The sequence below is a fragment of the Lentzea sp. JNUCC 0626 genome, assembly GCF_043632865.1.
In the GTDB taxonomy this organism is placed as follows: domain Bacteria; phylum Actinomycetota; class Actinomycetes; order Mycobacteriales; family Pseudonocardiaceae; genus Lentzea.
Window position 1 is genome coordinate 9,340,815 of record NZ_CP171635.1, and the last position, 26,891, is coordinate 9,367,705.

Here is a 26,891-nt window from a genome sequence, read left to right on the forward strand (position 1 = left end):
CGGCTCGTTGATCGTGTTCACGCGACATGCTCCTTGACGCCACGAGTGACGAGATCCGTGCTCACATGAGCGGCGCCCAGGGCGTCAGCGAGTAGCTGGACGGCTAGCGCGGGTTTCGCACGGGTACCGCAGGTGAACACGTCGACGAACACCGATCCCACTTCGGGATAGGTGTGGATCGACGCATGGGATTCCGACAGCAGGGCCAGCACGGTGACTCCTTGAGGATCGAACTTCTTGGAGATCACCTCCAGCACGGTTGCGTCGGCCTGCGTGAGAACCTCACCAAGGGCGTGCTTCAGGAACTGCTCGTCATCGAGCAGTTCGGCACTCACACCCGAGAGCTCTGCAAGTACGTGCTGTCCCGCGAACAAACCGACGGTCTCCTCGGTCTGACAGGGCGCTTCGGACATCAATCACTCCAAACTATGTGATGTGCAAACGGTCTTAGATGCAGTACGTGGCCAACGGCGGGAAGCCGTTGAAGCACACGGACGAATAGGAGGAGGTGTAGGCGCCTGCGTGGAGGATGTCCACGTGGTCGCCCGCGACCAGGTCCAGTGGCAGGTCGTAGCGGGTGTGCTGGTAGATCACGTCGTCCGCGTCGCACGTCGGGCCCGCCAGCACGATCGGGCCGGTCTCGCCGCCGTCGCGAGAGGTCCGCAACCGGTAGGCGATCGCCTCGCCCTCGGTCTCGGCGAGGCCTTGATAACGGCCGATGTCGATGTACACCCAGCGGCGTTCGTCCGAATAGGACTTCCGCGACACCAGCACGACCGACGAACGGATCATCCCGGCCTCGGCGGAGATCGCCCGGCCCGGTTCGATCATCACCCTGGGCCGCGCGGAACCGAAGTGCCGCGCCACCGAAGTCTCGATGGCGGAGGCGAAGGCCTCCAGTGACGGCGTCGACTCCTGGTACACGGCGGGAAGCCCGCCGCCCAGGTTCACCGTCGACGTCTCGATGCCCTCCGCCCGCAGTTTCGCGGCGATCAGGGCGGCGTCGGCGATGCCGGAGTCCCAGCCCTCCACGGAAAGCTGCTGCGACCCGGCGTGGAACGCGACGCCAAGAGGAACGAGCCCCAACCCGTGCGCCAGCCGCAAGAGATCCGTCGCCATCTCCGGATCGCAGCCGAACTTGTTGCCGAACGGGTAGGTGGAACCCTTGCTGTGCACGAGAATCCGCACCAGCACGGACGAACCGGGCGCGTGCTCGGCGACGAACCGCACGTCCTGTTCGCTGTCCGACACGAACATCCGCACCCCGCGCGAGTACGCGTAGGCGATGTCGGCGGCCTTCTTGATGGGGTTGCTGTAGGAGATCGACGACGGTGCGGCGCCGCGCGCCAGGCACAGATCGATCTCCGCGGGCGACGCCACGTCGAACTGCGAACCCTGCGCGACCAGCGCGCCGACCACGTCGGACTCGGGGTTGGACTTGACCGCGTAGAAGATGTCGACGGACGGCATCGCGGCGTGAATTGCCTGGTAGCGCGCGCGAATCGTCTCGAGGTCGATCACCAGACACGGTGTCGACGGGTTCTCCTGGTCCAGGAAACGCCGAATACGAGCCTCTGCCTCGTTGCGCCGATCAACGGCGAAGCTCTCGGTCATTTCCCCAGGGGTCCCCCTTCATCCGCCTCGCGTTCCGCACGCGGGCACGGCCGTCCACTCTACGGCCTGGACACCGAAAGTGCGCAAGCCAGTCCAGGCGAGTGTGATTTACCCAGCAGAACGCAGCTCGATCATCGTGATGTCCGGCGGGGCGCCGACGCGCACCGGCGGACCCCAGAAACCCGCGCCACGACTGGTGTAGAGCCACGTGTTGTCCACCTTCGACAACCCTGCGGTGCTGGGTTGCTGCAGCGGCACGAACAAGTTGAACGGTGCCATCTGTCCGCCGTGTGTATGACCGGACAACTGGAGGTCGACGCCGTGTGAAGAGGCGTCGGTGACCTGCACGGGCTGGTGCGACAGCAGGACGACGGGGTTGTTCCGGTCGCGTCCCGAGAGCGCCCGGCCGAAGTCCGGTCCGTCGTCGTAAGACTTGCCGGTCACGTCGTTGACGCCCACGATCTCGATGCCGCCGGCGACCGTCAAACCCTCGTTGCGCAACGGGTTCACGCCGAGCCGGTCGAGTTCCGCGATCCACTGCTCGTGCCCGGAGAAGTACTCGTGGTTGCCCGTCACGAAGAAGCTGCCCTGCTTCGACACCAGGTCCCGCAACGGCGCGGCGGCCTCGCCCAGTTCGGCCACGGTGCCGTCGACCAGGTCGCCGACGATCGCGACGAGGTCGGCCTGCTGCTCGTTGATCATCCGCACGATCCGCTCGGTGTGCGAGCGCCCGAGCAGCGGCCCGAGGTGGATGTCGCTCACCACCGCGATCCGGAAACCGGACAGCGAGGGACGCAGCTTGTCCAGCGTCACCGGCACGTTCAGCAACTGCGGGTCACCGAGCGCCTGCGTCATGCCGTACCCGACGACACCACCCGCGGCGACACCGGAACCGATCGCGACCGACCGCGCGATGAACAGCCGCCGCGACGGGTCCGGCACGACCTCCACCGGTTCCACGGCCTCGGCACCGACGCCGACGGGCACCGGCGCGGCCGCCGCGCGCTTGAGCAGGATCCGCCGCGGGATCTCCGCGATGCCGAGCGCGATCGCCAGGTAGAACAGCACCGCGAGCCAGATGAATCCGGGCCAGGCGAAGAACTTCCCGTACTCCGGCGGCACCCGGCGCGTGACGACGAGAGCGCTCATCAGCATCAGGAACGCGCCGACGATCGCGATCGCGCCGATCCGGCGGCCCACCGTGCGGGGGCGCGTGGTGTCCACGACCAGCCGCCGCCACAGGTACAAATGGCCCAACGCCACGGGGACGCCGAGGAGCAAAAGGAAAATCACGACATCAGTATGCGTTTCGCGAACTTCGTGCAACCCGCCAGGCCCGTGGTGGCGTGACTAACCCGGTATCGCAGACAGGGGGAAACCTGATGAGTGACCGGGACGCCGCGTTCCAGGAGTACTTCGCGGCCCGTTCCGACGCCATGCGCGGCACGGCATACCTGCTGTGCGGCGATTGGCATCGCGCGGAAGACCTCGTGCAAACGGCCTTCACCAAGCTGTACCTGGCGTGGCGGCGGGTCGAGCGGCACGAGGCGCTGGACGCCTACACCAGGCAGATCGTGGTGCGGACGTTCCTGTCCGAGCGGCGGCGCGGGTGGTTCCGGTTCGAGTCGGCGACCGACGACGCGGTGGACGTGGCCGCGCCGCCCGGCGTCTACCCCGAGGAACGGATGGTGCTGCTGGAGGCGCTGGCGAAGGTGCCTCCGAAGCAACGCGCGTGCCTCGTCCTGCGGTACTGGGAGGACATGTCCGTCGAACAGACGGCCGTGGTCCTCAAGTGTTCGGAAGGAACGGTCAAGAGTCAGGCCGCGCGGGGGCTGCAGACGCTGCGCGGTCTGCTCTCGGAGCAGGAGAGGGTTCGATGAACGAAGAGGACCTCAAGCGAGCTTTCCAGGACGTGGTGGTGGCGAGCAGCCCGCCGCCCTCGATGGATCCGGGCATCGCGCTGAGCAAGGCGCACAAGGCCCGTTCCAACCGGCGGGCGTCCGTCACCGGTGCGGTCGTCGCCGTGCTGGTGGTCGGCGTCGGCATCGGGTCGGCGTTCGCGCTGAATCCGCAGGCGGCCCAGGACTACATCACGGGCGCGGGGCCGAGCAGCAGTTCGAAGGCGGGGATGCCCGACACGCAGTGGGGCGACCAGTGGCCGGTCGGGCAGACCGACCGGACGGCCACCAACGGTCCGCAGGCCGACCGGGGCAAGCAGTTGCTGGAGCTGGCGAAGGGCTCCGTGCCGGCCGGGTACGAGACCCCTGACCTGAAGTACAAGGAGCAGGACTTCCCCGTCGGCATGCTCCGCGCCCAGGCGCAGGTCTCGTCGAACAAGGGCGAGACCCCGGAGGTCTGGGACTACACCGCGTACGTGCCGGTGCGCAAAGGTGAGGGCGTCGGTCAGTTCGTGGTGACCGTGACGATGCCGGACCCGGATCTCCCCGCCGATCCGTGCGAACTGGTCAACCGGTTCCAGGGCGGCAACGGCCCCGGTTGCAAGACCTACGACATCGAGGGGAAGCAGGTCGGAGTCGTCTCCGTGCCGGCGCCTCCCGACCAGCCCGCCGAGACCTGGGCGGCCTACCGCGCGCCCAGCGGCTGGACGGTCGTGCTCAAGCAGTCGGAGGACTACGAGTACAGCGGTCATCCGCAGCTCGACCGGCAGCCGTTCTTCGGGCCGGAACTGGCGGCTCTCGCCGCCGACCCGAAGTTCCTGCTCGGCGGCTGAGTTTCGAAATGTCCACGGAGGGCGGTCACGATTTGTGGCCGCCCTCTCTCGTTGCTCTTTTAGGGTGTTTTGCCAGGTAGAGTGCCGCCTCGGAATGCGGACACTGCTCATCGACAACTACGACTCGTTCACGTTCAACCTCTTCCAGCACCTCGCCGAGGTGAACGGCGCCGAGCCCGTGGTCGTCCACAACGACGACCCGCGCTTCCGGCTGTCCGCGCTGAGGTCGTTCGACAACGTCGTGATCTCGCCGGGACCCGGTCGTCCTGGCAATCCCGCCGACTTCGGCCTCTGCCGCGCGGTGATCGACCACGCCGAGATCCCGTTGCTTGGCGTGTGTCTGGGACACCAAGGACTTTGCCTGTCTTACGGCGCGACTGTCGGTCCCGCGCCCGTGCCGCGACATGGAATCGTTTCGCCGGTTACACACACGGGCGTCGACGTGTTCGCAGGGCTGCCCTCGCCGTTGAACGTCGTGCGCTACCACTCGTTGGCGGTCACGGACCTGCCGTCCGCCTTGGAACCCATCGCGTGGAGCGACGACTCCGTCCTCATGGGTGTGCGCGCTCTGGACAGACCCGCGTGGGGACTTCAGTTCCACCCGGAGTCGATCTGCACGGACGCCGGTCGCGAGATGCTGGCGAACTTCGCCGCGCTGACGCCCACGCGGACCGCTGCCGTTCCGGAACCGCCTCAGGTTCGTCCGGCGCCTCAGAAGCGCCCTGTGCACGTCCGGAAGCTCGCAGTGGCCGTCGACGCGGAAGAAGCGTTCGCGGCGCTCCACGGGGCTTCTGGGGCCGCGTTCTGGTTGGACAGCGGGACCGGGGGCAGGTTCTCGTTCCTCGGCGACGCCTCCGGGCCTCTCGCGCGCGTCGCGCAGTACTCGGTGGCGGACCAGGTGCTCACGATCGACGGCGTTCCGCAGGCCTGCCCCTCGTTCTTCGGCTGGCTCGACGAGGACGTCGCGCGGTGGGCGGTGGAACAGCCCGACGTGCCGTTCGACTTCGCGCTCGGCTGGGTCGGCTACCTCGGGTACGAGTTGAAAGCGGAGACCGGCGGCGACTTCGCCCACCGCGCGGAACAGCCCGACGCGTCGTTCGTCTTCGCGGACCGGGCCGTCGTCCTCGACCACGCCGATGATTGCGTCTATTTGCTGTCGTTGAGCGACGACGAGTGGTTCGACGAGGTTTCCGGGGTTCTGGCTCATATGTCGCCATTGAACGAACCTTCCCGGCCCGTGGTGTCCGAGGTGACGTTGCGGCATCCGCGCGCGCACTACCTGAAGCTGATCGCCGCGTGCCAGGAAGCGATCACCGCGGGGGAGACGTACGAGGCTTGTCTGACGAACATGATGTCGTGGCGTGCCTCGCTCGACCCGTGGGACACTTATCGGCTGCTTCGCGCCGCAAATCCCGTTCCGTTCGGGGCGTTGCTGCGTTTCGGTGACCTCTCCGTGCTCAGCACGTCACCCGAACGATTTATCCGGGTGGACCGAGATGGCGTCGTCGAGTCATCGCCGATCAAGGGGACGCGTCCGCGAGGCGTTGATGAGGCGTCCGACGAGATGTTGCGCACAACGTTGGCGCGATCGCTGAAGGACCGCGCGGAGAACCTGATGATCGTGGACCTGGTCCGCAACGATCTCGGCACCTGCGCGGAAGTCGGTTCGGTCGAGGTGACGCGGTTGTTCGACGTCGAGAGCTACGCGACCGTACACCAATTGGTGAGCACCGTGCGGGCCCGACTTCGGCCGGACAGTTCTGCCGTCCGATGTGTTCGAGCCGCGTTTCCCGGTGGTTCCATGACCGGTGCGCCGAAGATCCGGACCATGCAGATCCTTGATGGGTTGGAAGCCGGTCCACGTGGGGTGTACTCGGGAGCGCTCGGTTACTTCTCGCTCAACGGAGCCGCCGACTTCAGCATCGTCATCCGAACGCTGGTCACGAACTCCGACCAGGTGAGTTTCGGGGTGGGCGGAGCGGTCATCTCGCTGTCCGACCCGGACGAGGAATTCGAGGAGACAGCGGTCAAGGCCACTGCCGTGTTGCGCCTGTTCGGAGCGCACTTTCCCGACAGATGAACCAAGCGTTCCGGGGATAGTGTGAACGAACCGGGATGTGGTGAGATCAACGGGTTAACACGTCGGCCGGCGGCCCGGCCGACGTGTGGAAACCTCGCTTGTTCGCGCAGGTCAGGAGGCGTGCGCTTCCTGGAACTGCACGACCAGGTTCTGCGGAATGCGACCGCGGTCCGAGATCTGGTGCCCCTGCGCGCGAGCCCAGTCGCGAATGCGCTGCGCCTCTGCCTTGTCGGTCGCCTTCACCGTGGACTTGCCAGTGCCCTTGCGCTGCTTGCGGCCGCCCGCACGGCGAGCCTTGCCGACGAAGTCCGCCAGCGACTCACGAAGCCGCTCCGCATTTCCCTTCGACAGGTCGATGGCGTACTCGACACCGTCAAGTGCGAAGGTCACGGTCTCGTCGGCTTCTCCGCCGTCGAGGTCGTCGATGAGTTGGACGACGGTCTGCTGTGCCACTGTTCCTCCGTTGGGTACTCACATAGCACGCGGATCCTCGACGTAACCACGTGCTTCGACAACACCATAGTCCACATGACGAAAAACGGCGAACCTTTCGCCGCTAAAATGTGACCCCAACCGCCCGGTCGGGGCATTTCCGGGGTAAACCACACGGGTGTTATGGGTCCAAAATGTGCTGCTAGTCGTCTCACTTCGGCCCGTTGCTGGGCTTGCCGGACGCTTCCCCATTCCCGCTGACGGAGCAGTGGTTGCACATAACGCACCGCCAACCGGTGCGGGTATCCTCGACATACCCGCACGGGGTAGGGAAGGTCAGGAGCCGATGCACGGGTACACCGCGGACAAGGACGCATACCTCAAGCGACTGCGCCGCATCGAGGGACAGATCCGCGGTCTCCAGCGCATGGTCGAGAACGACGAATACTGCATCGACGTCCTCACCCAGATCTCCGCGGCGACGAAGGCCCTGCAGGCCGTGTCGCTGGGGTTGCTGGACGAGCACCTCAAGCATTGTGTGGCCCAGGCTGCGGCGGAAGGTGGCTCGGTGGCCGAGGAGAAGCTCGCCGAGGCTTCGGCGGCGATCGGCAGGCTGGTGAAGTCGTAGGGGGTCCCTGAACAAACCCCTTGGGCTGATCCGCTAGAGTTCACCCTGCTACGCCCCCGTAGCCCAATCGGCAGAGGCAGCGGACTCAAAATCCGTCCAGTGTGCGTTCGAGTCGCACCGGGGGCACGTACAACGTCCACACAGGAGCCCGTGACCGTGCTGGTCACGGGCTCCTGTGCGTCTTGGGACATTTCGTCGATCCTTTCCGCGGCTCCGGCGATGGCAGTGAGCCGGTCGGCCGGCAGTTTGATGGTCAGAGTCACGTAGTTGCTGTCCGGATGTAGCCGGATGGTCAGCTGGGTGGTGTCGAACAGCTTCCGCAACAGCTTCTCGGGTGCCTTGGCCAGGTTGATTCGTAGCTGTGGGAGTGCGTCGATCAGGTCGACGTCCTCTTCGCTGGGCTTGGCGGGCTCGGCATCGTCGATGGCGTCGAGTTCCGTGATGGCCGCCAGGGAGGCCTGTTTCTCGGTTTCGAGGTCGTTGTAGCTCTGGCGTAGTCCTCGGCTGAACGGGTCATCGGGATCGCCGCTCTGCGCCTGACGCAGGATGGTGTCCTGGCGGCGAGCGATATCGGCAATGCCGCGTTGCAGTCGCTCTCGCTGGGCCTGTCGTTCCCGGGTTTGCCGGTCGTCGACCGTGGCGAGTTCGGCGGCGAGGATGGCTCGGCGGTGCGGGCCGAAGACCCTGTCGGCGTAGAACGCGGCGATCGCGTCGAGCAGCTTGCTCTCGCGGATGTAGACCGTCTTGGCGTGGTCGGGGTAGTTGTCGGGACGTCCGCGGTTGTTGTTGCGTGGCCAGCACAGGTAGTAGGCGCGCTCACCGCGCTGGCTGCCGAACATCCGACGTCCGCAGGAGTCGAACACCATGCCGCGAAACACGTACGTACGGGTGGTTTCGGGGTGGCTGTTCAACTCGTTGCCGTCGCGTGAGCCCCGCTTGACCTGCCTCCGCGCGTTGAGCTCGTCGAACATCCACTTCGGAATCAACGGTTCATGCGCAGGCTCGGTGGACCAGACCCACTTGACCGGATCGTTGATCTTGCCGCGTCGTGAGCGGGAGGCGCGGCGGTTGAACACCTGGTAGCCGGTGTACTTGGGATTGCGCAGGATCTCGTAGACGCTGGTCTTGCCCCAGGCCCCGCGTGCCCGGACCTTGCCGGGCGGCACGGGTGGCGGGTACTTGGCGGGGTCGGCATTCAGACGGTCGGCGATGGTGTCGTAGCCGAGACCTTCGTGATAGCGCCACGCGGCCATCTGCGTGACGGTCTCGCCCTGCAGACCGTCGGGCTCGAGCCGTGTCTTGGTCTGACCCTTGACGGCCTTGGTGGGGTTGGGGTGGCGGTAGATCTTGGCCTTGTAGCCGTACGGCGGTTTGCCGATGTTCCAGCCTTCGCGCACGTGCGTGCACAGTCCACCCCAGGACTGTTCGAGAGTGTTGAGTACCTCGTACTCGGCCACCGACTGGTTGATCCGCCGCTGCAGAATTCGCTGCGCTCGACTCCCGGCCAGTGTGATCGGTTCGTTGGAGGCGAACAGCGGGACCTCGACTCGCTCCAACTTCCGTTCGATCGAGAGGCCCTCGAAAGTGCGGCGGGCGACTCGCGAGACGCTCTCGCAGATCACGACATCGAACCGGCGGCCTGGATGAGTGGCTTCGTCGAGCAGGTCGGTGACCCCGCCGTCACGAGCGATCGGGATGTCGTAGCGCTCGTAGTTCTCACCACGGCCGCGTTGGTCGAGTTCCATGCGGCCTGACTCGACGTCGTAGAAGTGCGCGACGATCACCCACGACTCAGGGATGGCAGCCTTGCAGTTTCCGAGTTGCCGCAACATGGACTGGCGCGGATCCTGCTGGTCGTCCGTGGACGTTCGAGCAAGGAAGGCGACTCGGACTTCGTTGCGCAGCAAGGCTGTCGGCATGCCGAGTGGCGAGACCGCGTAGTCCGACAACCCTGACGGCCCGGACGGCACCACAGTGAGCGCCGCGGGGAACCGTGCGGCCAGTGCCGGTGCGGGCGGGTCTATTTCGGGGTTGTTCGGCGTGTTCATGCAGCCTCCCGTTCTTCGGGTTGTTCAGCGCGTTCCTGGGTCATAGCCCAGTCGAGAAGGTCGTGGATCACGGCGTTCAGCTCGCCGTGCAAACGATCGCCTTCGGCGCCACTCACGTAGCGCACGTGACCGGAGAAGGTCCAGTTCTTCGTGCGCTTTCCTGTCCCATCATACCGCCATACGACCTGGTCAGGGATGTCAGGGAACGGGATTTCGATGTCACCATCGGGTGCTTTTCGAGGCCGTGGAACAACATTCGCCTCGTCGTGCGGTTGGGGGTCCATGGTTGGCACCTCCAGATGCCCGTGAGCACGCTCCTGGTGCGCGTGATGTCGCGGGCGGTTGTTCGGCAGGCCAGGTTGTGGCGTCGAACAGGACGAGCCAACCGGTGGGCCTCGACTCCCCGACTGCACTTCGGCACCCGTCGGGGCCGGCGATCACCGGCTGTGTGGTCATGTCCGGACGTTGTTGCCCTCGGTGAAGCGAGACAAGCAGCGAGACCTGGGCGAGATGGGCCGTCTCGTCGTAGTCTCGCTGTCCCGCTTGCGGTCTCGCTGATGGCGAGACGGATGGGCGTTCGACGCGAGTCCGGAACACGTTCGTGGGCAAGGAACTTCAGGTGGGTCAGGTCATGCTGCATCCAGATGAGTTGTCAGCCGCGTGGTTCGTGGCGCGAGGTCGGCGAGCGCGCGGCGACGGGTGTGGCCGACCGGCAGCCACAGGGCGTCCACGATGGACGGCGAGGCGGGCGCGATGTGGAAGCCGGGCGCGGCGAGCTGGTCGCTGGTCAGGGTTGCTACAGGCACGGGTGCCTTGTGCGGCCAGCGTTGTGCGAGGGCGACATGGAAATTGCGTTCGCGGCTGGTGCTCGGGAGCTGGAACAGGACGGGCTTACGGATGCCGGCGTCGGCCAGCTCGGCGTACTTGCCGACTTTCTCCACCAGGGTCTAGATGGTCTCAGTCCCGGTGTCGTGTTCGTAGAAGAACTCAAGTGTGCCGTCGGCGGCGGTGTATTCACCGTAGGCGTCAGGGCGGACGACTCCGGCGCAGGTTTCGGCGATCTCGTTTTCCGGCCACCACTCGCGCAGAGAACACTCGGGCTGGTGTCGGGTGTGCCCGGCCAGGGTGGCGAAGAAGTCGTTGACGCCGAGCCGATGTTCGGTGTGGGTGGAGTGCGCGAGTCGAAGCACGGTTTCGGAGACCGTGGCAGGGCGCGGCAGCGCGGCTCCGGTGGCGGCGGCGTGCACGATAGCGCCGACGGGGCCGAGGGTGTAACGCCACGGCTGGGAGCCGGGCCAGATGTCGCGGCGGAAGCGGGCGAGCACGCCGCGCTCGTGCAGTACGGCGAGCCGGGAACGGGCATGGGAGTAGGAGCCGAACACCAGCCGGGCAAGCTGCAGCGCGGTGAGCACCTGATGCCGCGCAAGATAGGAAATCACCTCGGCGTCGCGAGCGGTCAGCCCACGCGACTGCTTGAGTACGTCGGCCCGGTTTGCCGGGCCGACCTCCACCCTTGGTGGTGTATGTGGATGGATCCTTGAATGTCGGGAGACGCGCACTCTTCCTCCACTCCTGCCGTGTACTGCGGAAAGGTCGGTGTTGGGGCGGTCAGTCAGTGGGCCAGTCATAGGTGGCTCGTTGGCTGGCCGGTGGTTGGCCTGCTGAGTGGCCCACCGATTGACCTGGCCCCAGCCGGTCGACACGGGGCGCTGCGCCAACGTGCCGACGGCGAGCGGCGCGGGTGCGCTGCTCGGCGGTCAGGCCGGTCCGTTTGCGTGCTGCGGCCCTGAGTTGTTCAGCACGGCCTGGGATCGACGGAGGCAGTGGTTCTGTAGTGAGCGTGAAGGGCGGCACGTCGTGTCCGTGGTGGACGGTGCGAGCCAGGACCTCGAACGCGGGACGCCGTGCCAAGTCGCGTTCGTCGAAATAGGGCGCCACGTGCCGCGCGAGTTTGGTCGCGTCGTTCGGTGAGACGGTGAACAGAATTTTGTTGCGAGCGTTGGCGTCCACCGCCTCCCGCACATCCGCCGGCAGCTGCGCGAGATGCTGATGCGCCAGCACGAGCGAGAGCCGGTAGCCGCGAGCCTCGGCCAGCGCGTCATCCACACCGATCGGCATGTGCAGGAAGTTGTGGCACTCGTCCACCACGACGGTGGCGTCCCTGCGGTCGTCCGGCGCCAGGGCGGCACGGCGCGTGGCCGCGGACCACAGCCCGGACAGCAGCAGCGACCCGACCAACTGGGAAGCATGCTCGCCGATCTCGCCCTTGGGCAGCCGGGCGATGAGGATGCCACCGTCGAGGATCTCGGTGAGGTTGATCGTGGAGGCCGCAGTGCCGAGCAGATCGCGAGCGAACCTGCGGGACAGCACCGACCGCAGCCGCGACAGCACCGGCCCGGCGAGTTGGTTGCGCTGCCCCGCGGACAGGGCGTCGTAGCCCTCCCAGAAGCCGTCCAGCCCTTCCGGCTCGCCGTAGCGGGCGAGGATGGCGTGGCGGAACTCCGGCCGCGTCAGCACCGGGATCACCTCGGCCAGCGTCGAACCTGGCCGTCGCACCAATGTCAGGCAGGCGGCGCGGAGCACGTCGTCCATCCGTGGTCCCCACCAAGCGGCGTAGAGGCGGCGGAACACACCGACCACGCTCTCGGCGGCCCACTCCCGCCCGGTCTCGCCGTCTCGCTGCCGCGTCTCGCGGTCTCGTTGGGCGGTCTCGGTGTCTCGTCCCGGTGTCTCGCCGCTGGGACGGTCGAGGGGGGCGAGCACGTTCCACGCCGGCGGTGCCTCGGTCTCGGTCGGATCGAGGATCACCAGACGGTTCCCGCAGGACGCGGGGAGCCGGTCGAGCACGTGGCGGGCCAGATCTCCTTGGCAGTCCAGCAACACGACGCCGCGCCCGGCGTCGGCCTCGGCGAGCACGTGGTTGGCCAGCCAGGTGGACTTGCCCACCCCGGTCACGCCCTGCACGTGGATGTGGTGGCGGGCGTCGGCGACCCGCAGCCCGATCACGTCGGGCGGGCCGTCGTTGGCGACTCCCAACAGCTTCGGCGTCTTCCGGTTCGGATGATTCGCAGGAACGAGCCGCAGGCGCGACGACCTGTGTCGACCTGCGGATGCTTCGTCGCGGTCAGGCTGCGGCATCTTGGCCTCCCTCGGGCTGTTCCGGCTGGCGGCGGGGATGGAAACGGGGCAGGTCGCGGCGGGGCCGCCGGACACGGGCGGTGGCATCGGCGATGCCGTACTGCGCTGGCTGTTCGGGCAGATGCCACAGCGAGGCGGCCTCGTCGAGGGTGACCAGGAACCGGTCCTGGCGGCGTCCGGGCAGCCGCTGCACCAGCTGCCGCTTCGCGCGGTGGGCAGGGCGAGTCGCCAGGATCGCCGCAGGGGCGGCGAGGTCGTAGCCGTTGACGAGCGTGTTCACCGCGCGCCGCCGCAGCCGTCGCGACACCGGAGAGCACACCGCCAGGCGCAGGGTCGCCTGCAGATGCGGGCCGTGTGCCTGCTTGGCCGCGATCGCCTTGCGGTACGCGGCCACCGCCGGATCCTCCGGCGTGCTGGTGGCCGCGGCAGTCTGGTGACTGGCGGCCGCGCCCTTGCCGAGGAAGACGTCCGCGATAGCGAGGATGATCACGAACGGTGCTTTCAGGAAGCCGAGTGCGATCCGCGCCCACCACGGCCGGCTGCGGTCGCCCCGGGGGCGGCCGGTGCGGGCCACGGACACGATGAGCTGCACGCACGCGCTGCCCGTCTCACCGCTGTCGGCCAGCGCGGCCAGCACGCCGTGCAGACCGTCCACCTCGGCAGCCTGTCGCCGCATGGCGCGGTAGGGGTCCAGCAGCGGTGTCCACGGGCCACCACGCGGCAGCACGTGCGCGGCCGTCACCCGCCCCTCGCTATCACGCCACACCGTGGGCGGGGTGTTGGTGATGGTGGCGCGGGCACCGGGCCAGCATCGGCTGATCACCTCGGCAACCGACGATGCCGACAACGTCGGAGGCACCCACACACCTGCGCGCATTCCGGTGGCGTCGGCGACGAACTCCACGGCCAGATGCCGCGGGGCGAGCCCTCGGCGGGTGCGGGACAGCAGACCTGCCAGCGCTCGCCACAGTCCGCGCGCACCGTCGGCGGGCATCACCGCAGGTGGGGTGATCTCTACCCACGATGCCTGCGCTGCCGCCTCTGTACGGGCTCGCCGCACCGCCACGGCGAGCAGCGCGCCCACCGTCAAGGCCGTCACTGCCACCAGTACCAACAGCGGCCACCAGACTTGGATCGTGCGCCAGGCCCAGCCTGCGGCGTAGGACAACCAGGCCCCCAGACTTGGCGGATCGCACAGGAATGACCCCACCGGCGAGTCCACCTCCGTGCACCCGTCCGATGTGGACGGGGCAGGGGCCGGCCCGGCTTGATGATCAATGATTCGTAGATCGCGTGATGACATGGCGTCTCCACCTCCACCGTGCGCGGGGATGCGTCGTGTTCGCTGGGCAGCCGTCCGCACGACGGTGCGCCGCGATACAGAGAGCCCCGCACGGATTCGTGGCGCGGGCATGTCGCAGCGGCGCGTTGTCGGCTGACGAACACGAAAGATCAGGAGCGCAGCCAGATCCGGCAGGGACTCCACGGTCCTCGAGGAGGGCCGGCTCCAGATAGCCGGGGCATGAACTCCTCTACCGCGTCTGGCGTCACGCCCGATTAGGCGTGACGCCGCATCCCTGCGCCTACCGTGGCGCTCCGCATCACCGGGACACTCGACTCCAAGCGCCCCTACAGCGGGGGCCGCCCGGCCGGTCCAACGGCGACGCCTACCTTGTGATCACTTGCCCTGTGCGATAAATTCCTCTCGGCGGAACCTGCACATCAAGCAACCCGAGCTAGGACCCCCCAAGGTAGCCTGGGATCGGAGCAGTGTTCAATACCCCATTCGGGTGAATGCTGGCGCGGCTGCCTGCGTCACGGGTGTCGCACGCCGACCATCGCATCGGCCCGTGTCGAGGCGGTCGACGTCTCAGGATCTGCGCTCAGCGGCACGGCGTCGACGCTTCGGGGATCTGCCTCCAGTTGGCCGCCCGCCTAGCGCGCGTTCGGTCCGGCACCGCAGTCATGGCCTGAGGCAGGGCCGGAGCCCACCCCGGAGTTCCCGCGCGGGACACCGCCGGGAGTCGTCCCAGGGATCGTGCTGGAGCCTGAACCGGAGTCGAATCCGGGATCAAGACCGCAGACCGGCTGAGACTCCGTCCAGACCGGCAGGCTCCTGCCATCCGTGCTCGTAGCACCTAAGAGCGTTCATGTGCGACTGGTGTCCTCGCGCGCGTATGTGGTCTGGCTGAAGTGGCCCATGGCCACGTGGATGCGGGTGGCCTCCTCAGTGCTGAATCCGCTGATCTTCACGACCTCACCGTTGCGAGGCTGGATGATCAGAGCCTGGCGGCGAGTCAGCTGCACCTCCTGAATCTCAGCCCAGCTGAGCTGCGCGCCGCGCCACTCCAGGCCCTCGGGGGAGATCGCGATCATCGGTCCTCGCACCAGCCGCCACGCGACGTTGGCGATCACGAGTACGACCACTGCCCAGGACACGATCGCCACACCTGTAGCGACGGCGTCGTCCTGGAACGCCGACGAGTTGTACACGAAAACACCAACACACCCGAGCAGAAAGACGAAGAACAACCACACCCGTCGGCGCCCGGCAAAGACACGAACCGTGCGATCGGGTTCCGTGGGGTTTTCAGGACGTTGATAGCGCACCGGCTTGCGGCGGGACTTGCGCCGCTCCGGCAACAGCCGCCACGCGACCGCGATGTACACGTAGAACCAGAGAATTCCGAACGGCAGAAGCAGGACCATGCCCCACCCCGCGTACGGGCGCACCGGATACAGGTCACCGCGGTTGAACCCTTCACCGGCCACCTGCTTGCCGATGAGATCGGGCCGGAGGAAGCCTCGCGCCGTCGTGGTGACGACGTTGCCATTGACCTTGTTCGTGACCGTGGCGCGGCACTCGTACACGTAGCCGAAGCCGCGCAGCGTCACCGGACCGTGCCGGTCGCACGACGTGGCGACGATGATGTGACTGGCGTCGCTCAGGTCTTCGGTCTCGACCTTGTCCGAGAAGTAGTTGAAGATCGTCGCGCCGAGCAGGTACCCGAGAACGGGGATGACCAGGAACGCGAAGATCCGGTGCAGGATGCGGACGGCTTTCATCCGCCCCGAGCTTCCTTGCGGTTCTCTTCCTGCTTCTTCTCTTCCTCGGCCCGCAGGTCGCGCCACGTTCTCCAGCCACCGCCGTCCTTCGCTTCGTCCTCCCAATCACGGAACTTGGTGGCCTCCTTGGTCGCCTCGATTCCCAGCTTGGGCAGGAACTCGGCGGGAGCGGTCTTGACGCCGTCTACCGCGACCTTCTTGGCCTCTCCGTACGCGTCCTTGGCCATGTCGGTGACGGAGAAGTCGGTCATGCTTCGCCGGATGTCAGCGTCGATGCCCTTCTTGAGCACGTTGACGAAGTCGTCGCCGCTCTTGGAGAGCGAGGTCTTGGCGTTGACCAGAATGTCGTCGAGCTTCTTGAACAGCCCACCGGCGTTGCTGAACGCCTTGGTGAGCCTGCGGCAGGCCTCCAGAGCCTTGTTCGCCCACTTGACAGCGACAGGGACGCACTCGGCGATCGCGCCCGCGAGGCCCGCGCCGGCCGCTGCGACGGCGGGCGCCCACCGGAGGCAGATCGAGATCAGTTTGCCGATGGCGTCGGAGATGATGTCGCGCACGATGTCACGGACGACCTTGAGCACGATCTTGCACGTCCGGACGAGGCTGGCAATCCCTCCGGCGGCGGTAGCAACGCCCGCGTAGGTGTCGGCGCGATCAACACCGAAACCCCGGTACTGATCGCTGTCCTTGCCGCTCCACCCGGTGGTGTCGTTGTTGACCCAGTTCCTGAGGTCGTCCGAGGTGTCCTTCAGGTGGTCGGACACGGACTCCCAGGTCTTCGCCATGCCGTCCAGGGCTTCCTGGTCACCGATGAGCCAGTCCAGTGGCTCCTTCAGAAACCAGACGTGCTCGACCAGCCACCCGAAACCCGCACTGAACAACGCGGCCAACGGATCGACGAGAACACCCGCCACTCCGGCGACCGTCGCGCCCGCGTTGATCAGGCCTTCTGCCCAGTTGCCGCTCGAGAAGCCCTTCACCGTCTCGGTGGCGTCGTGGAAGATCCCCGCGCCCTCCGTGAACGGCGTCTTCTCACCGGTGTTCACGAGGTAGTTCTGGCCTGGCGTGGGCGCCGGTCCCATCGTGGTCATCGGTCGTGCATCCCGTCGAAGATGTCGGACTGCGCCTGCTCGTGTTCCTCGATGTGCCTGCGCCACCCGTCGAACCGCTTGACGTGATCGACCGAGGCATCCGCTGCCTGGCGCATGGTGTCCATCGCAGCGTTCTGCGCGGCGGTGCAGAGAGCCGCGAGTGGGAAACCGAGCTTGCCGAAAGCCTCCATGTTGGACACGACCTGCGCTGCGCTCAGCGCGTAGTTCACCTGCTGGCCGACGTTGTTGAGCTTCGTCGCGTGGGCCTGCATCTCGACCAGGTCGATTCGGTAGGTCATCGCAGGAACCCCTTGTTGCTGAAGTCGTCGTCGTCATCCTGCGGCGGACGGGGCCGCTGCGGGCGAGGTGGTACTGGTGGTGGGGGCGGTGGCGCGTCGTCCTCGATTGCACCGAGCCGCGGTGGGCCCTCGCCGTACCCGCCACCTCCCGGCATGTACTGCGGCGAAGGTGGAGGCTGGGCACTGCGCAGTTTGTCCATCATGAAGTGCATTGCCTCGGAGTCGGCGCCGAGCATCGGCGACATCGCCTCCTGCACCGTCGCGGCCACCCGGCTCTGCGCGGCCTGCAGCACACGCAGCACCTCCTGAGCGACGATGTCGCCTTCCCTGCGCTGCAACGAGTTGCCGAGCTTCAGATCCACGAGGTTGCCGGCATCGTTGACCGTGACGACGATCTGACCGTCAGCGCTGCGTTCCATGACACGCAGGTTGGCCAAGGTTTCGCGTATCGCGTCGCTCTTGCGCTGGGCTTCAGCCAGCTTGCCCTCGTACTGATTGAGGATCTGATCCGGGTCAGTCATCGGCCCACTCGGTCCTTCTCGTTGTTCTTCTCATCCAAAAGCGCCTGAACGCTCTACTTTGGACAGTAATCGGAGGTAGGTCGCAGCGCCTGCAACGATGTCACTCTCCGAGTACCGGAGGGGCGACGAGCGTGTCGTTGCCGAAGATCTCGTCCGGATCAGGTTCCAGCAAGTAGGACGGGGTCGTTCGCTCGATATCCTCGTCACCCTTGCCTTTGGCGCCGCCGGCTCCCATGCCGCCCATCACGCCGCCCGCGGCACCGCCGCGGCCGGCCGCTCCAGCTGAAGTGCCGCCGCCACGCCCAGTGGCGCTTTCGTTTCCCGGCATCACACCAGCCGAACCGCCGGGGCCGAACCCCTTGGCAGCGTTGGGATTACCGAGGGCGGCACCGCCTCCCGGCAGTCGGCCGCTGCCCACGCCTCCGCCACCGCTACGACCACCTGGCCCGCCACCTGGCCCGCCACCAGTTCGGGCGTTAGGGCCACTCTGGGAGCTCTTGTTACCAAGCAAGGGGCCGCCGCCGAGATTGACGTTGTTGCCACCAAGCTGGTTGTTGCCGCCCTGGTTACCCAGGTTCGGGCCGTTGCCCCCGAGATTGTTGTTGAGACCGCTGGTGTTCGTGGTGCCAGGGTTCTGCGTCGGCGGCGCCGTCCAGGACGTGTTGGTGGTGTCGTTGCTGACCTGTGGGGGTGGCGTGTTGCCCTGACCGGTGAAGCCTGGGTTCGGCGCGACCGGTGGCCTGCCAGGGTCACCCGGATCCTTCGGTGGAGTGGGCGGCGCGGGCGCGAAAGCCGGCTGAGCCGCGGCGGTCTGCGCGACCGTGCGGTCGTAGGTCTCCACCGCCCTCGCGGCCTGTTCGTGATCCTTCTGCTGTTGCTGGAACGCGGCGTTGTCCGCCGCCGCCTGCTGGACGAACTGAATCGGATCGGTGATCGACATCAACCGCTCCCGCGACGCCGCCGCGTTGTACGGCTGTGCGGGTGGTGGCGGCACGTTGTTCTTTGCATCGCCCAGCGCCCGCGACTGCTGCGTGAACAGCGTCCCCGCCAACTGCGCGGCAGTACCAGTCTCACCGGCGCGGTTGCCCATGTTCGCCAAGGCCTGCCGCGCACCGTCACCGGCCTTGCCAGTCCAGTTCGTCTCGCTGTCCCCGATCGCGGCGGCGACATCGTCGTTGAACGTCGCCAGCTCGTTGCCGATCTGGGTCCAGATGTCGCCGATCTCGCCGATCGCACCAGGATCGACCCCGTTGTTGACCGATTCGTGCAACTGCTGGTGCGGGATGCCGATGTAGTGCGCGTCCGGCTGCGAAGGAGCGGAGCGAGTCAGTACCTGGCCCTTGAGCTGCGCTGCCTGCGCGTCCAGCATGTCGTCCACCCTGCCCGGCGCCTGCGTCAGACCAACGACCACACCGATCAACGGGCCGTAGCGGACTTGCATCTCGGCGTTGACCTGCTCCTGCACCTGCTGGCCGGTCTGCACCTCCGAGTGCCGCTGCACGCCGTAGCGCGAGTGCACATCGGACGGTCTTCCTGGCGCTCCCTCGTTCATCCCCCGCACCCCTCTCTCAGCAACAGCTGCTACGGCAACTTCGGCTCGATCAGCTCGGCGATCTTCAACGCCAACGGGCACGGATCGGTCGACGCGCCCGCGTTCAGCACGACGTCGACTCGCGAGGATGAGGTGACCCCGAGGTAGACGCCACAGCTTCCCCCGGCAAGCAGCAGCTGTTTGGCCTGATGGCTACCGATCGTGATGTCCTTGATCTCGCCTCCGCCTGGCTGCACACCCGCTAGCCCTGCATTTGTCCGCGTGCCCACGATCAGGTTCTTGCCATTCGGTGAGAACTCGCACGACTTGGAGCTGCCGAGCTTCGTCGGAGTGGGTTCTCCCTGTAGAGAACCGATCACCTGTTCTGCCTCGCTCTTGGTGAGCAGGGTGCACGGATCGGTGTCCGCGAGTGAGTCGTTTGGCTTGGTCGAGCTCGTCGATTCCTGAGTGGTCGTGCTGGAGGCTGAGCTGTTCGTGTCCGGAGTCGGCTTTGGGTCACCAGTAGTTGATCCGGTGCAGGCAGCGACGGCAAGCAGCGCAGCGGCGGCCAGGCTGGTCAGGGCGAATCGAGAGTTCACGGGTTGCTTTCTGGTTCGGTCAGGCGGAGAGAATCGGGCCACCGGCTTTTTTGATGCCGTGCGCAGCATCCTGATCAGCGGTCTGGTAGGTGGCCATCGCCTTCTCCACGTCGAGGCGCATCTGTTCCAGGTCTTTTTGGAACTTCTTTGCGGCGGCGATGAAGCCCTGTGAGGGGTCGGTGGCGATGCTGGCTAGGAACGGTTTGTACACCTGTGCGGCAGGAGTCGTTCCTAGTGGCGGTTCCTGGCTGAGATAGTCCGACCGTGAGAGAGCCTTGACTATCCCGTTGTGCATTTTGTCGATCGCCTTGATCAGGGCTTGGCCACCAGACTCATTGACCCCGACACCCGCAGAGACCGAGGCCGAGAAGCTGGCCGCCGAGTCGCTGATTCCCTGCATACCGGCGAAGAACGCCTCCGGCATGACCAATCCCCTCCCTAACGCTGCGTCGCCTCACGGTAACAAGTAGTCGCAGCCCTGTCCGGCGAATCTGACGCATCGCGCACGCCGTCGGTTCCTCTGAGTTACCGGTACGAACTGATGATCCTGTTGAGGTGGCGATCGAGGGCGGCCTGGTCAGCGGGGGTGTAGGTGGCTGTCAGTCGTCCGTCCGGGCCGGTGGCGGGGATCACCGCGTACCTCCCGACGTCGGTGTCCAGGTAGCTGATCGTCCCCAGTTCGGTCTCCTGCCCGTTGCGGCCACGTGCCGAGACCTGCAGGTAGCCGGCGCCAAGCCGTGGGCGGCGCAGAATCTCCTCAGCAGCCGCCCGCTGCCCGCCCGGCGACGGCGCGGCCGCCTTCACCGGAGTTCTGAAGGTGTGTTCGGAGAAGTCCTCTTCCACCCGCCGCCGACCAGCTGGCGTCGAGGTGTCGGCCACGGTGACCGAGACTCCCGTGCCGGGGCGCATCGGAGGTAGCAACCGCACCAGACGAGGCACGGCCGCGTCTGGCTGGCAGATCCGGAAGACGATCGTGTTGTCCCGCTGCTCCGCGACCACGCCCGTGCGGTCGTCGGTGACCGCGAGTGCCACAGGCTGCGTGTCGCCGGCAGTACCGACCAGTGCGATCACAAGGTGCCCACGGGCGAACACATGCAACGCCTGCACCAACTCCGGCGCGAACTCGCCGTCACGGACCAGCCCGCGGTCAATCAGGTCCCGGTGCACGGCCTCGATCAGCCGGACCCGGTCCTCACGCGTGGTGCCGTGATGCGGAATGGCGAACGGGAACCGCCGCAAATTGATCCGCAACGCCTCGCCGAGCACATCCAGCGCCGCGAACGAACAGACGATCTCCCCCGACACCCTGAAACCCACCTCTCGCTGTCCGCGCCGCTCCCCACGGTGCGTGACCGCGCGACATACTGCCAGTCGAACACCTATCAACAGAGCGTTACCACTCCGACTCAGTCGAAGGTCTCACCCGGTTGGCGCAGCTTCACCCGCCAGACCAGGACGAACACGAGCGTTCGTCACAGTTCGGCTATCGCCTCGGCGATGAGCTCGAGCGACTCGCCCTCGGGCAGCGTCGTCTGATGCAGCTTCTCGAAACGATGCGCGCACTGGTCGATCAGGTCCGGGTTCTCGACGTACTCGCCCTTGATGAACGTCTCGAAGTACGCCACATCGTTGTGTTGGCGGTGCGGGAAGCTGAGCAACGTGAACGGCACGCCCATCGCCGGATACGCCCCGGTGCCGCGTGGAACGATCTTCAGAGAGACGGACTCCAGCTCGCTCATCTCCATCAGGAGCAGCAGTTGTGCCTTCATCACCCGCGGTCCGCCGACAACTGGCCGGAGCACAGACTCGGGGAACACGGCTTGGACGTTGAGCGGGTCCTTGTCACAGAGTCGGCTTGACCACGAGTCCCTGACCGCTGCCTGCAGCGCCGCACGGTTCGGATCATCGACCCGCACCGTGAAGTGCGCGTAGTCAGGGAGCTGTAGGAGCGCCGGAACAAAATCAGTGGTGAACGTCCGCAACACCGTCGCTTCGAACACCAGATCGGCGAGGTCGACCGCCGGGTCGAATAACACCGCACTGCCACCCACCACGCGGGTACGTGCCTGTTCCGCGTGCTGCGACAGCTGGACGACGGACTGCCATTCCGAGGCCGGCACCTTGTAGACGTATCCCAGCGCCATGATGTCGAGCACCGCGGACGGCTGCGCCGCGTTCTCCATCATGGACAACTTGGCGCTGCTGAAACCCACCCGCTGTCCCGCCTCAGTGAGGCTGAGCTGCCGCTCGTTACGCCACCCGGCCAGCTGCCGTCCGATGGCGCGTTCGAGCGTCGTGGCCCGGAAGTCCTTCGGCATCCCGTGTCATCCCATGCCCGCCGCGTCGCCCAACTCCTCGAACGGCACGAAACTGCATCCACGTAGCTCGCGAACCAGTGCCGCTGCGACCATCCAATGAGTCAGCGGATCACCGTAGGTAAGACGCACGGCATTGACCGCAACGGGCGCGAGTACACCTGGCCGGTAGAGCGTGCCCCAGACACCCACGACCGCGAACTCCCGAACACGAACGGCCACAGCGCCGCGCCGAAGCGCGGGGCACAGTCGCATCGACGTCCCCACGCACCGAGCACAGACCGGCGGGTCCACCGAGGCCGCACCTTCAGGCCAACCTGGCCAGTCCTCGCGGAAATCTCGCATCAACCACAGGACACCTTCCGACGTTCGATCCGCCGGCCCCGCACACACCTGGCACAGCAACTCCCGCATCGCCCGCCGCTGCCGAGCCGGATGCACCCTTGCGAACTCCGGTCTTCCCTCCAAGGGGCGCTCCGCCACTCGCGCCCACAGGACACCCTGCTCATCGCGATCACCCAGAAGCTCGCGGGCATAACTGACACCGCGGCCATCTGGACGCACCGCCAAGTCGCACCGCAGGTCCTGCTCAGCAGAGCTTGCGGTCACATACGGCGCGACAATGCGGCCAGGCTGCAGTGTTCGAACCTCGGTCATCGTCACTCGGTTCTCTCGTGCTCGTCGTCGTCAATCCTGTGTTGTGCAACGGGTTTGGTCACCCCGCGCTGAGAGCTGCGTGCGCCACCGCTGTGAAGTCCGGAACCGACACGCCTGCTGGTCCTGTGAGCCATCGCAACCGGTGCTGCCCGAACCGGCTTGGCGGAAGATCGACGCAGCGCCCGGCGCGGACGTGGTCGACACCAAGTTCAGCGAGTTCTGGCCGAGCTGCGCCGGTGTTCGGTGAGACGAGAAAGACCCAGCGAACGCCGTGGTCATCAGGCGACTCGAACAGCTGCACGGAGTCGCCGATAGCCACGCGCACCTGTTCGCCGAGTGCCCTGGGCATGTCCAGCGCAGCTACCCCGCGGCCGGACATCAGCCACACGCCAGAGCGGTACACGCCGACGGCCCAGCCGTGCTCGTCCTGATAGGACTGAGCGGCAGCCTCATACTCGGTCTGCGGTCCCTCTCGCGTGCCGATACCAAGACGAGTTGCGTTGTGGGCGAAGGACATTGGTCACCTCACGATTGCGGGTAGGAGAAGACGGGGAGCCAGCCGCGACGTCGGTGGCGGCAGCTGGTCCAGGCCGTCCAGCACGTCGCAGAGCGTTCCCGTAACCAGCCAGCACGCCTGAGGGCGACGGCCGTCGACCACCGACTCGACGAGGAATCGCCCGGCCTGGGCGTCCGTATCCGACTTGACCCGCAGAACGTCGAGCCACTCGCTGTGGCAGAACGAATAGATCAGCTCCACCAGTTCATGTGGCGGATTCAATGAGCGGACAGCGTCGAAGGACCAGCCCCGCTCTTGGTGCAGATGTCGCAAGCGTTGCAGCTGCGTGATCACGCCGAGAGCGCATGCGTTCACAGCTCGGCCCTCGACAAGGCATGACGGCCGTGGCCGGCGGGATGGAACAGAGCGATCTGGGCCTGCAGGAACACTCGGCATGGCACCCGCCGCCGTCGCCACCACCGACCCGCTCGGCGGCACTGCCGGCAGAAACCGTTCTCGTCCGGTGCATGCCCGCCGAACAGCGCGTTGAAGGCGTCGACGATCAACGGCAACTCACTGCGAGCGATGACAAGTGCGGCCTCGTCACCGCCGTCTGCGGCCACGTTCCTCACGGTCGCCAGGTAGCTCGTCACCTTGCGATGCAGCTCGTCGAAAACCACGTCCATCACCCCGACACCCCTTCCGCTGAGCCTGGGGCACTTCTGCTTGGGCCGACGGGGCTGCAGGGGCGCTTCACCACCACGCGACGGCCCGGCCCCGTGCAAGGGGCCAGCAGCCCCGCCGACACATGCAGTTTATTGCGTGCAGTCGCACGAAATACATAGCCCGATCGGGTCTAACTCGTGCAATTGCACGAGTTGTATGCACGCTAGGCTCACTGCATGGCAGCCGCACCAACTCGAGCTAAGAAGCGCCTCGGCCAGCACCTCGCGAACCTCCGCGATGCAGCCGGCAAGTCACTGCTGCACGCAGCGAAGGAGCTCAAGACCTCCGACAGCACCATCAGCCGGTACGAGTCGGGACATGTGCTGCCGAACTGGGCGAGCGTCGCCGCTCTGTGCACGTTCTACGGTGCCAGCGACCAAGACCGCGACGCCGCGGCTCGATTGTGGGAAGACGCGAGCGACGAGCCGCCGCGGGTGCGCCTGCCTGCGGGTTCGACGAAGGCCTTCCGCACGTTCATCCGCGCTGAACTCGAAGCCGACAAGGTGCGCACGGTTCAGTCGCTGGTCGTGCCCGGCCTGATCCAGGTGGAGCCCTATGCCCGTGCCATCCATACTGCCGCTCACCGGTTCTACAAGCAGGACGCACGGCTCGACAGTTTCGTCACCTCTCGCCTCAACCGGCAGAAACGGCTGGAGAACGGCGAACTGCAGCTTCACGCGCTGATCGACGAAGCTGTCATCGAGCGCGAGGTTGGCGGCCCAGACGTGATGGAGCAGCAGCTTCATCATCTGCTGACAGTGGGTGCACGGGCGAACGTGACCTTGCAGATCATCCCCAAGGCTGCTGGTGCCTACGGCAGCATGTCTGGGCCATGCACGATCATCAGCTTCCCGAGTCCGGCCGATCCGCCGGGCGTCTACCTGGAATATCCGGCCGGAGGCGCGTGGGTGGACAATGAAGCTGACGTAGTCCGCTTCACCACCATGTTCGACGACGTGAGCCTCGTTGCGTTGTCGCCCACAGAGACGGCAGCGCGCATTGGCCGACAGATAGGGGCGCTCGGCAGACGATGAGCAGCAACTCCATGTGGCGCAAGAGCAGCTACTCGGGAGGAGGCGCCAACGAGTGCGTGGAACTTGCCGTCAGTACCAACGACGTCGGTGTCCGCGACTCCAAGAATCCGGACGCGGAACCGCTGCGGTTCCAGCGCACGGTGTTCTGCAGCTTCCTTGACAACCTCAAGAGCGGAGCAAGCTGACCTCAGCAGGTACGGACGGGCGACCCCTGGGTCGTCCAGCCGACGGTTTGGGACAGGCTCAGGCCACTGCCGATCCGCATGTGGCGATGTTGGGGCAGACGTTGGAACCTGAGGCCTCCGAGATGGAGGCGATGGTGACATCTGGAGGCGCCTAACCGACCTCAACAGCTAGGAGCAGCAACAACTTCCTTCTGGGTGCCAAGGTTGATCACCCCCGGCAGTGGTGCTCGTCTCGTTGCGTACACTGCCGTTCTGCCTTGCTGCGCCCGCGACGCATATGGTCAGTTGCGACCCTCTTGGTCGCCGGGCACATACATCCTGGGCGTTTCATGCGTGATCGCCACGAAAGTGGCGGTTACATCAGGCAGGATGCTTCGCAGCCATCCCGTGAGTGAAGGAAGCGCATGTCCAAGACTGCGGTCGCACCCGTCATCCCGTCCGCAGACCCGCCGGATCTACCTGTCGTTGAGGACGTGTCGACTCGGCTAACGAGCGTAGAGCTCTTCGCCGGCGCTGGTGGGCTTGCTCTTGGGTGCCAGATGGCGGGGTTCAAGTCGGTGGCCACGGTCGAACGCGACAGGTGGGCATGCGACACGGTCCGGGAGAACAAACAGCGCGGCCATGAACTCGTCGCCGACTGGAACGTCTACGAGGGCGACGTACGGAAGTTCGAGTGGTCAGTCGTGACCGAGGACGTCGCGCTCGTGGCTGGCGGGCCTCCTTGCCAGCCGTTTTCCACTGGTGGCCTGGCCAAGGCCGCCGATGATCCTCGCGACATGTTCCCTGCAACGGCGGAGATCATCGCTGGTCTGCGGCCGAAAGCGTTCATCATCGAGAACGTACGAGGCCTCACTCGATCGGCTTTCGCCGACTACTATGAGTACATCCAACTCAGGCTCGCGCTGCCGACAGCGATCGCGAAGCAAGGTGAAGAGTGGATCGAGCACCTACACCGCTTGCGTGCGGCGATTGGGAATCGGCAACGATACGGCCTTAACTACATCGTGATGCCGACGCTGGTGAACGCAGCTGACTATGGCGTACCTCAGCAACGTCATCGGGTCTTCATCGTGGGCTTCCGAGGTGACCTAGATGTCGAGTGGACCTTCCCTGCCGCCACTCACTCGAAGCACGCCCTACTCCATTCGCAGTGGATCACTGGGGAGTACTGGGAAGAGCACGAAGTCCCGAAGAGCAAGAGGCCAGAGCGTCCCAAGGCTCAGGTTCCTGAGTACCTGATCGCTGACGAACCGAAGCAGCGCTGGCGTACAGTGCGTGACGCCTTGGTGGGTTTGCCAGAACCCACCCTCCGACCGTCGAGGACGGTGCTCAACCACGAACTTCAGCCGGGTGCTCGGTCTTACCCCGGTCACACGGGCAGTCCGTTGGACATGCCTGCCAAGGCCCTAAAAGCCGGTGGTCATGGTGTGCCCGGTGGCGAGAACATGCTGAGGAACGTCGACGGCTCGATTCGCTACTTCACGGTCCGCGAGAGCGCCCGCCTCCAGACGTTTCCCGACGACTACGAGCTTCACGGTTCGTGGGGAGAAGCGATGCGTCAGCTTGGCAACGCGGTTCCTGTACTACTCGGGCAGGTAGTTGCCGAGAGCGTTCACAAGGCGTTGATCAAGGAGGGGTTCAACTCATGACTGGGGCTCGGCCCAGCACGCTCAATCTCACGCCTTCGCCGCGGATCTTGG

The 26,891-nt window shown here is 66.1% G+C and carries 29 protein-coding genes, 1 tRNA gene and 1 pseudogene; 9 read left to right on the forward strand and 22 right to left on the reverse strand.

The window, feature by feature from the left end:
* Positions 1–17 precede the first annotated feature (17 nt).
* The 3 genes from speD to JNUCC0626_RS43870 form a co-directional block, all read right to left on the reverse strand.
* Positions 18–413, reverse strand: coding sequence for an adenosylmethionine decarboxylase (gene speD / locus JNUCC0626_RS43860; RefSeq protein ID WP_285639082.1), 396 nt, complete (start codon positions 411–413; stop codon positions 18–20).
* Between the two features lie 34 nt (positions 414–447).
* Positions 448–1,614, reverse strand: coding sequence for a type III PLP-dependent enzyme (locus JNUCC0626_RS43865; protein WP_394616514.1), 1,167 nt, complete (start codon positions 1,612–1,614; stop codon positions 448–450).
* Positions 1,615–1,722: 108 nt separating this feature from the next.
* Positions 1,723–2,907 carry a metallophosphoesterase gene (locus JNUCC0626_RS43870; RefSeq protein ID WP_394616515.1) on the reverse strand — a complete coding sequence of 395 codons (1,185 nt, stop codon included), beginning with the start codon at positions 2,905–2,907 and terminating at the stop codon, positions 1,723–1,725.
* An 89-nt stretch (positions 2,908–2,996) separates the two neighbouring features.
* On the opposite strand from JNUCC0626_RS43870, the gene JNUCC0626_RS43875 reads away from it, so the two are divergent.
* The 3 genes from JNUCC0626_RS43875 to pabB all read left to right on the forward strand — a co-directional run bounded on the left by JNUCC0626_RS43875 (position 2,997) and on the right by pabB (position 6,425).
* On the forward strand, positions 2,997–3,494 hold the full coding sequence (locus tag JNUCC0626_RS43875; protein ID WP_394616516.1) for a SigE family RNA polymerase sigma factor: 498 nt from the start codon (positions 2,997–2,999) through the stop codon (positions 3,492–3,494).
* Complete coding sequence (locus JNUCC0626_RS43880) at positions 3,491–4,345, forward strand: hypothetical protein (RefSeq protein WP_394616517.1); 855 nt, start codon at positions 3,491–3,493, stop codon at positions 4,343–4,345. The genes JNUCC0626_RS43875 and JNUCC0626_RS43880 overlap by 4 nt, the downstream gene beginning before the upstream one ends.
* A gap of 94 nt (positions 4,346–4,439) precedes the next feature.
* A complete protein-coding gene (gene pabB / locus JNUCC0626_RS43885; RefSeq protein WP_394616518.1) occupies positions 4,440–6,425 on the forward strand; it encodes an aminodeoxychorismate synthase component I in 1,986 nt (661 codons plus the stop codon).
* Between the two features lie 111 nt (positions 6,426–6,536).
* Here pabB and JNUCC0626_RS43890 read toward each other — a convergent pair whose 3' ends face one another.
* Positions 6,537–6,878 carry a histone-like nucleoid-structuring protein Lsr2 gene (locus JNUCC0626_RS43890; RefSeq protein ID WP_030476951.1) on the reverse strand — a complete coding sequence of 114 codons (342 nt, stop codon included), beginning with the start codon at positions 6,876–6,878 and terminating at the stop codon, positions 6,537–6,539.
* 325 nt (positions 6,879–7,203) lie between these two features.
* On the opposite strand from JNUCC0626_RS43890, the gene JNUCC0626_RS43895 reads away from it, so the two are divergent.
* From JNUCC0626_RS43895 to JNUCC0626_RS43905, 3 genes are all read left to right on the forward strand, one after another.
* Positions 7,204–7,485, forward strand: a complete 282-nt coding sequence (locus JNUCC0626_RS43895; protein WP_382419475.1) for a metal-sensitive transcriptional regulator — start codon at positions 7,204–7,206, stop codon at positions 7,483–7,485.
* Between the two features lie 52 nt (positions 7,486–7,537).
* A tRNA-Leu gene (locus JNUCC0626_RS43900) sits at positions 7,538–7,611 on the forward strand.
* Positions 7,612–8,069: 458 nt separating this feature from the next.
* Positions 8,070–8,414, forward strand: coding sequence for a hypothetical protein (locus JNUCC0626_RS43905; protein ID WP_394616519.1), 345 nt, complete (start codon positions 8,070–8,072; stop codon positions 8,412–8,414).
* A gap of 72 nt (positions 8,415–8,486) precedes the next feature.
* On the opposite strand, the pseudogene JNUCC0626_RS43910 reads toward JNUCC0626_RS43905, so the two are convergent.
* The 18 genes and pseudogenes from JNUCC0626_RS43910 to JNUCC0626_RS43995 form a co-directional block, all read right to left on the reverse strand.
* A pseudogene (locus tag JNUCC0626_RS43910) lies at positions 8,487–9,533 on the reverse strand (recombinase family protein); the annotation flags it as partial.
* A complete protein-coding gene (locus tag JNUCC0626_RS43915) occupies positions 9,530–9,817 on the reverse strand; it encodes a hypothetical protein (protein ID WP_394616520.1) in 288 nt (95 codons plus the stop codon). The pseudogene JNUCC0626_RS43910 and the gene JNUCC0626_RS43915, both read right to left, overlap by 4 nt.
* Before the next feature lie 345 nt (positions 9,818–10,162).
* A complete protein-coding gene (locus tag JNUCC0626_RS43920; RefSeq protein WP_394616521.1) occupies positions 10,163–10,474 on the reverse strand; it encodes a hypothetical protein in 312 nt (103 codons plus the stop codon).
* 6 nt (positions 10,475–10,480) lie between these two features.
* A complete protein-coding gene (locus JNUCC0626_RS43925) occupies positions 10,481–11,044 on the reverse strand; it encodes a replication-relaxation family protein (RefSeq protein ID WP_394616522.1) in 564 nt (187 codons plus the stop codon).
* Between the two features lie 97 nt (positions 11,045–11,141).
* Positions 11,142–12,569 (reverse strand): type IV secretory system conjugative DNA transfer family protein, encoded by a 1,428-nt coding sequence (locus JNUCC0626_RS43930; RefSeq protein ID WP_394616523.1) that lies wholly within the window; start codon positions 12,567–12,569, stop codon positions 11,142–11,144.
* Positions 12,570–12,657: 88 nt separating this feature from the next.
* On the reverse strand, positions 12,658–13,770 hold the full coding sequence (locus tag JNUCC0626_RS43935) for a hypothetical protein (protein ID WP_394616524.1): 1,113 nt from the start codon (positions 13,768–13,770) through the stop codon (positions 12,658–12,660).
* Between the two features lie 1,049 nt (positions 13,771–14,819).
* Positions 14,820–15,737, reverse strand: coding sequence for a DUF6346 domain-containing protein (locus JNUCC0626_RS43940; protein WP_394616525.1), 918 nt, complete (start codon positions 15,735–15,737; stop codon positions 14,820–14,822).
* Positions 15,734–16,828 carry a WXG100 family type VII secretion target gene (locus tag JNUCC0626_RS43945; protein ID WP_394616526.1) on the reverse strand — a complete coding sequence of 365 codons (1,095 nt, stop codon included), beginning with the start codon at positions 16,826–16,828 and terminating at the stop codon, positions 15,734–15,736. Before JNUCC0626_RS43945 ends, JNUCC0626_RS43940 begins: the two co-directional genes overlap by 4 nt.
* Positions 16,825–17,127 (reverse strand): hypothetical protein, encoded by a 303-nt coding sequence (locus tag JNUCC0626_RS43950; RefSeq protein WP_394616527.1) that lies wholly within the window; start codon positions 17,125–17,127, stop codon positions 16,825–16,827. Before JNUCC0626_RS43950 ends, JNUCC0626_RS43945 begins: the two co-directional genes overlap by 4 nt.
* Positions 17,124–17,648, reverse strand: a complete 525-nt coding sequence (locus JNUCC0626_RS43955; RefSeq protein WP_394616528.1) for a YbaB/EbfC family nucleoid-associated protein — start codon at positions 17,646–17,648, stop codon at positions 17,124–17,126. The genes JNUCC0626_RS43950 and JNUCC0626_RS43955 overlap by 4 nt, the downstream gene beginning before the upstream one ends.
* Before the next feature lie 100 nt (positions 17,649–17,748).
* Positions 17,749–19,200: a hypothetical protein gene (locus tag JNUCC0626_RS43960; RefSeq protein WP_394616529.1), complete on the reverse strand. Its 1,452-nt coding sequence runs from the start codon at positions 19,198–19,200 to the stop codon at positions 17,749–17,751.
* Positions 19,201–19,229: 29 nt separating this feature from the next.
* The gene (locus tag JNUCC0626_RS43965; RefSeq protein WP_394616530.1) at positions 19,230–19,778 is read right to left on the reverse strand and encodes a DUF3558 family protein; all 549 of its coding nucleotides are present in this window, start codon (positions 19,776–19,778) and stop codon (positions 19,230–19,232) included.
* 19 nt (positions 19,779–19,797) lie between these two features.
* Positions 19,798–20,202 carry a hypothetical protein gene (locus JNUCC0626_RS43970; protein ID WP_394616531.1) on the reverse strand — a complete coding sequence of 135 codons (405 nt, stop codon included), beginning with the start codon at positions 20,200–20,202 and terminating at the stop codon, positions 19,798–19,800.
* 101 nt (positions 20,203–20,303) lie between these two features.
* Positions 20,304–21,083 carry an ESX secretion-associated protein EspG gene (locus tag JNUCC0626_RS43975; RefSeq protein ID WP_394616532.1) on the reverse strand — a complete coding sequence of 260 codons (780 nt, stop codon included), beginning with the start codon at positions 21,081–21,083 and terminating at the stop codon, positions 20,304–20,306.
* Positions 21,084–21,250: 167 nt separating this feature from the next.
* Positions 21,251–22,096: a helix-turn-helix domain-containing protein gene (locus tag JNUCC0626_RS43980; RefSeq protein ID WP_394616533.1), complete on the reverse strand. Its 846-nt coding sequence runs from the start codon at positions 22,094–22,096 to the stop codon at positions 21,251–21,253.
* A gap of 712 nt (positions 22,097–22,808) precedes the next feature.
* On the reverse strand, positions 22,809–23,267 hold the full coding sequence (locus JNUCC0626_RS43985; RefSeq protein WP_394616534.1) for a hypothetical protein: 459 nt from the start codon (positions 23,265–23,267) through the stop codon (positions 22,809–22,811).
* A gap of 3 nt (positions 23,268–23,270) precedes the next feature.
* The gene (locus JNUCC0626_RS43990) at positions 23,271–23,600 is read right to left on the reverse strand and encodes a hypothetical protein (protein WP_394616535.1); all 330 of its coding nucleotides are present in this window, start codon (positions 23,598–23,600) and stop codon (positions 23,271–23,273) included.
* A 17-nt stretch (positions 23,601–23,617) separates the two neighbouring features.
* Positions 23,618–23,932 carry a hypothetical protein gene (locus tag JNUCC0626_RS43995; RefSeq protein WP_394616536.1) on the reverse strand — a complete coding sequence of 105 codons (315 nt, stop codon included), beginning with the start codon at positions 23,930–23,932 and terminating at the stop codon, positions 23,618–23,620.
* A 216-nt stretch (positions 23,933–24,148) separates the two neighbouring features.
* On the opposite strand from JNUCC0626_RS43995, the gene JNUCC0626_RS44000 reads away from it, so the two are divergent.
* The 3 genes from JNUCC0626_RS44000 to JNUCC0626_RS44010 all read left to right on the forward strand — a co-directional run bounded on the left by JNUCC0626_RS44000 (position 24,149) and on the right by JNUCC0626_RS44010 (position 26,840).
* Complete coding sequence (locus JNUCC0626_RS44000) at positions 24,149–25,006, forward strand: helix-turn-helix domain-containing protein (protein ID WP_394616537.1); 858 nt, start codon at positions 24,149–24,151, stop codon at positions 25,004–25,006.
* 11 nt (positions 25,007–25,017) lie between these two features.
* Positions 25,018–25,191, forward strand: coding sequence for a DUF397 domain-containing protein (locus JNUCC0626_RS44005; RefSeq protein ID WP_394616538.1), 174 nt, complete (start codon positions 25,018–25,020; stop codon positions 25,189–25,191).
* Between the two features lie 404 nt (positions 25,192–25,595).
* On the forward strand, positions 25,596–26,840 hold the full coding sequence (locus tag JNUCC0626_RS44010) for a DNA cytosine methyltransferase (RefSeq protein WP_394616539.1): 1,245 nt from the start codon (positions 25,596–25,598) through the stop codon (positions 26,838–26,840).
* Positions 26,841–26,891: the final 51 nt, after the last annotated feature.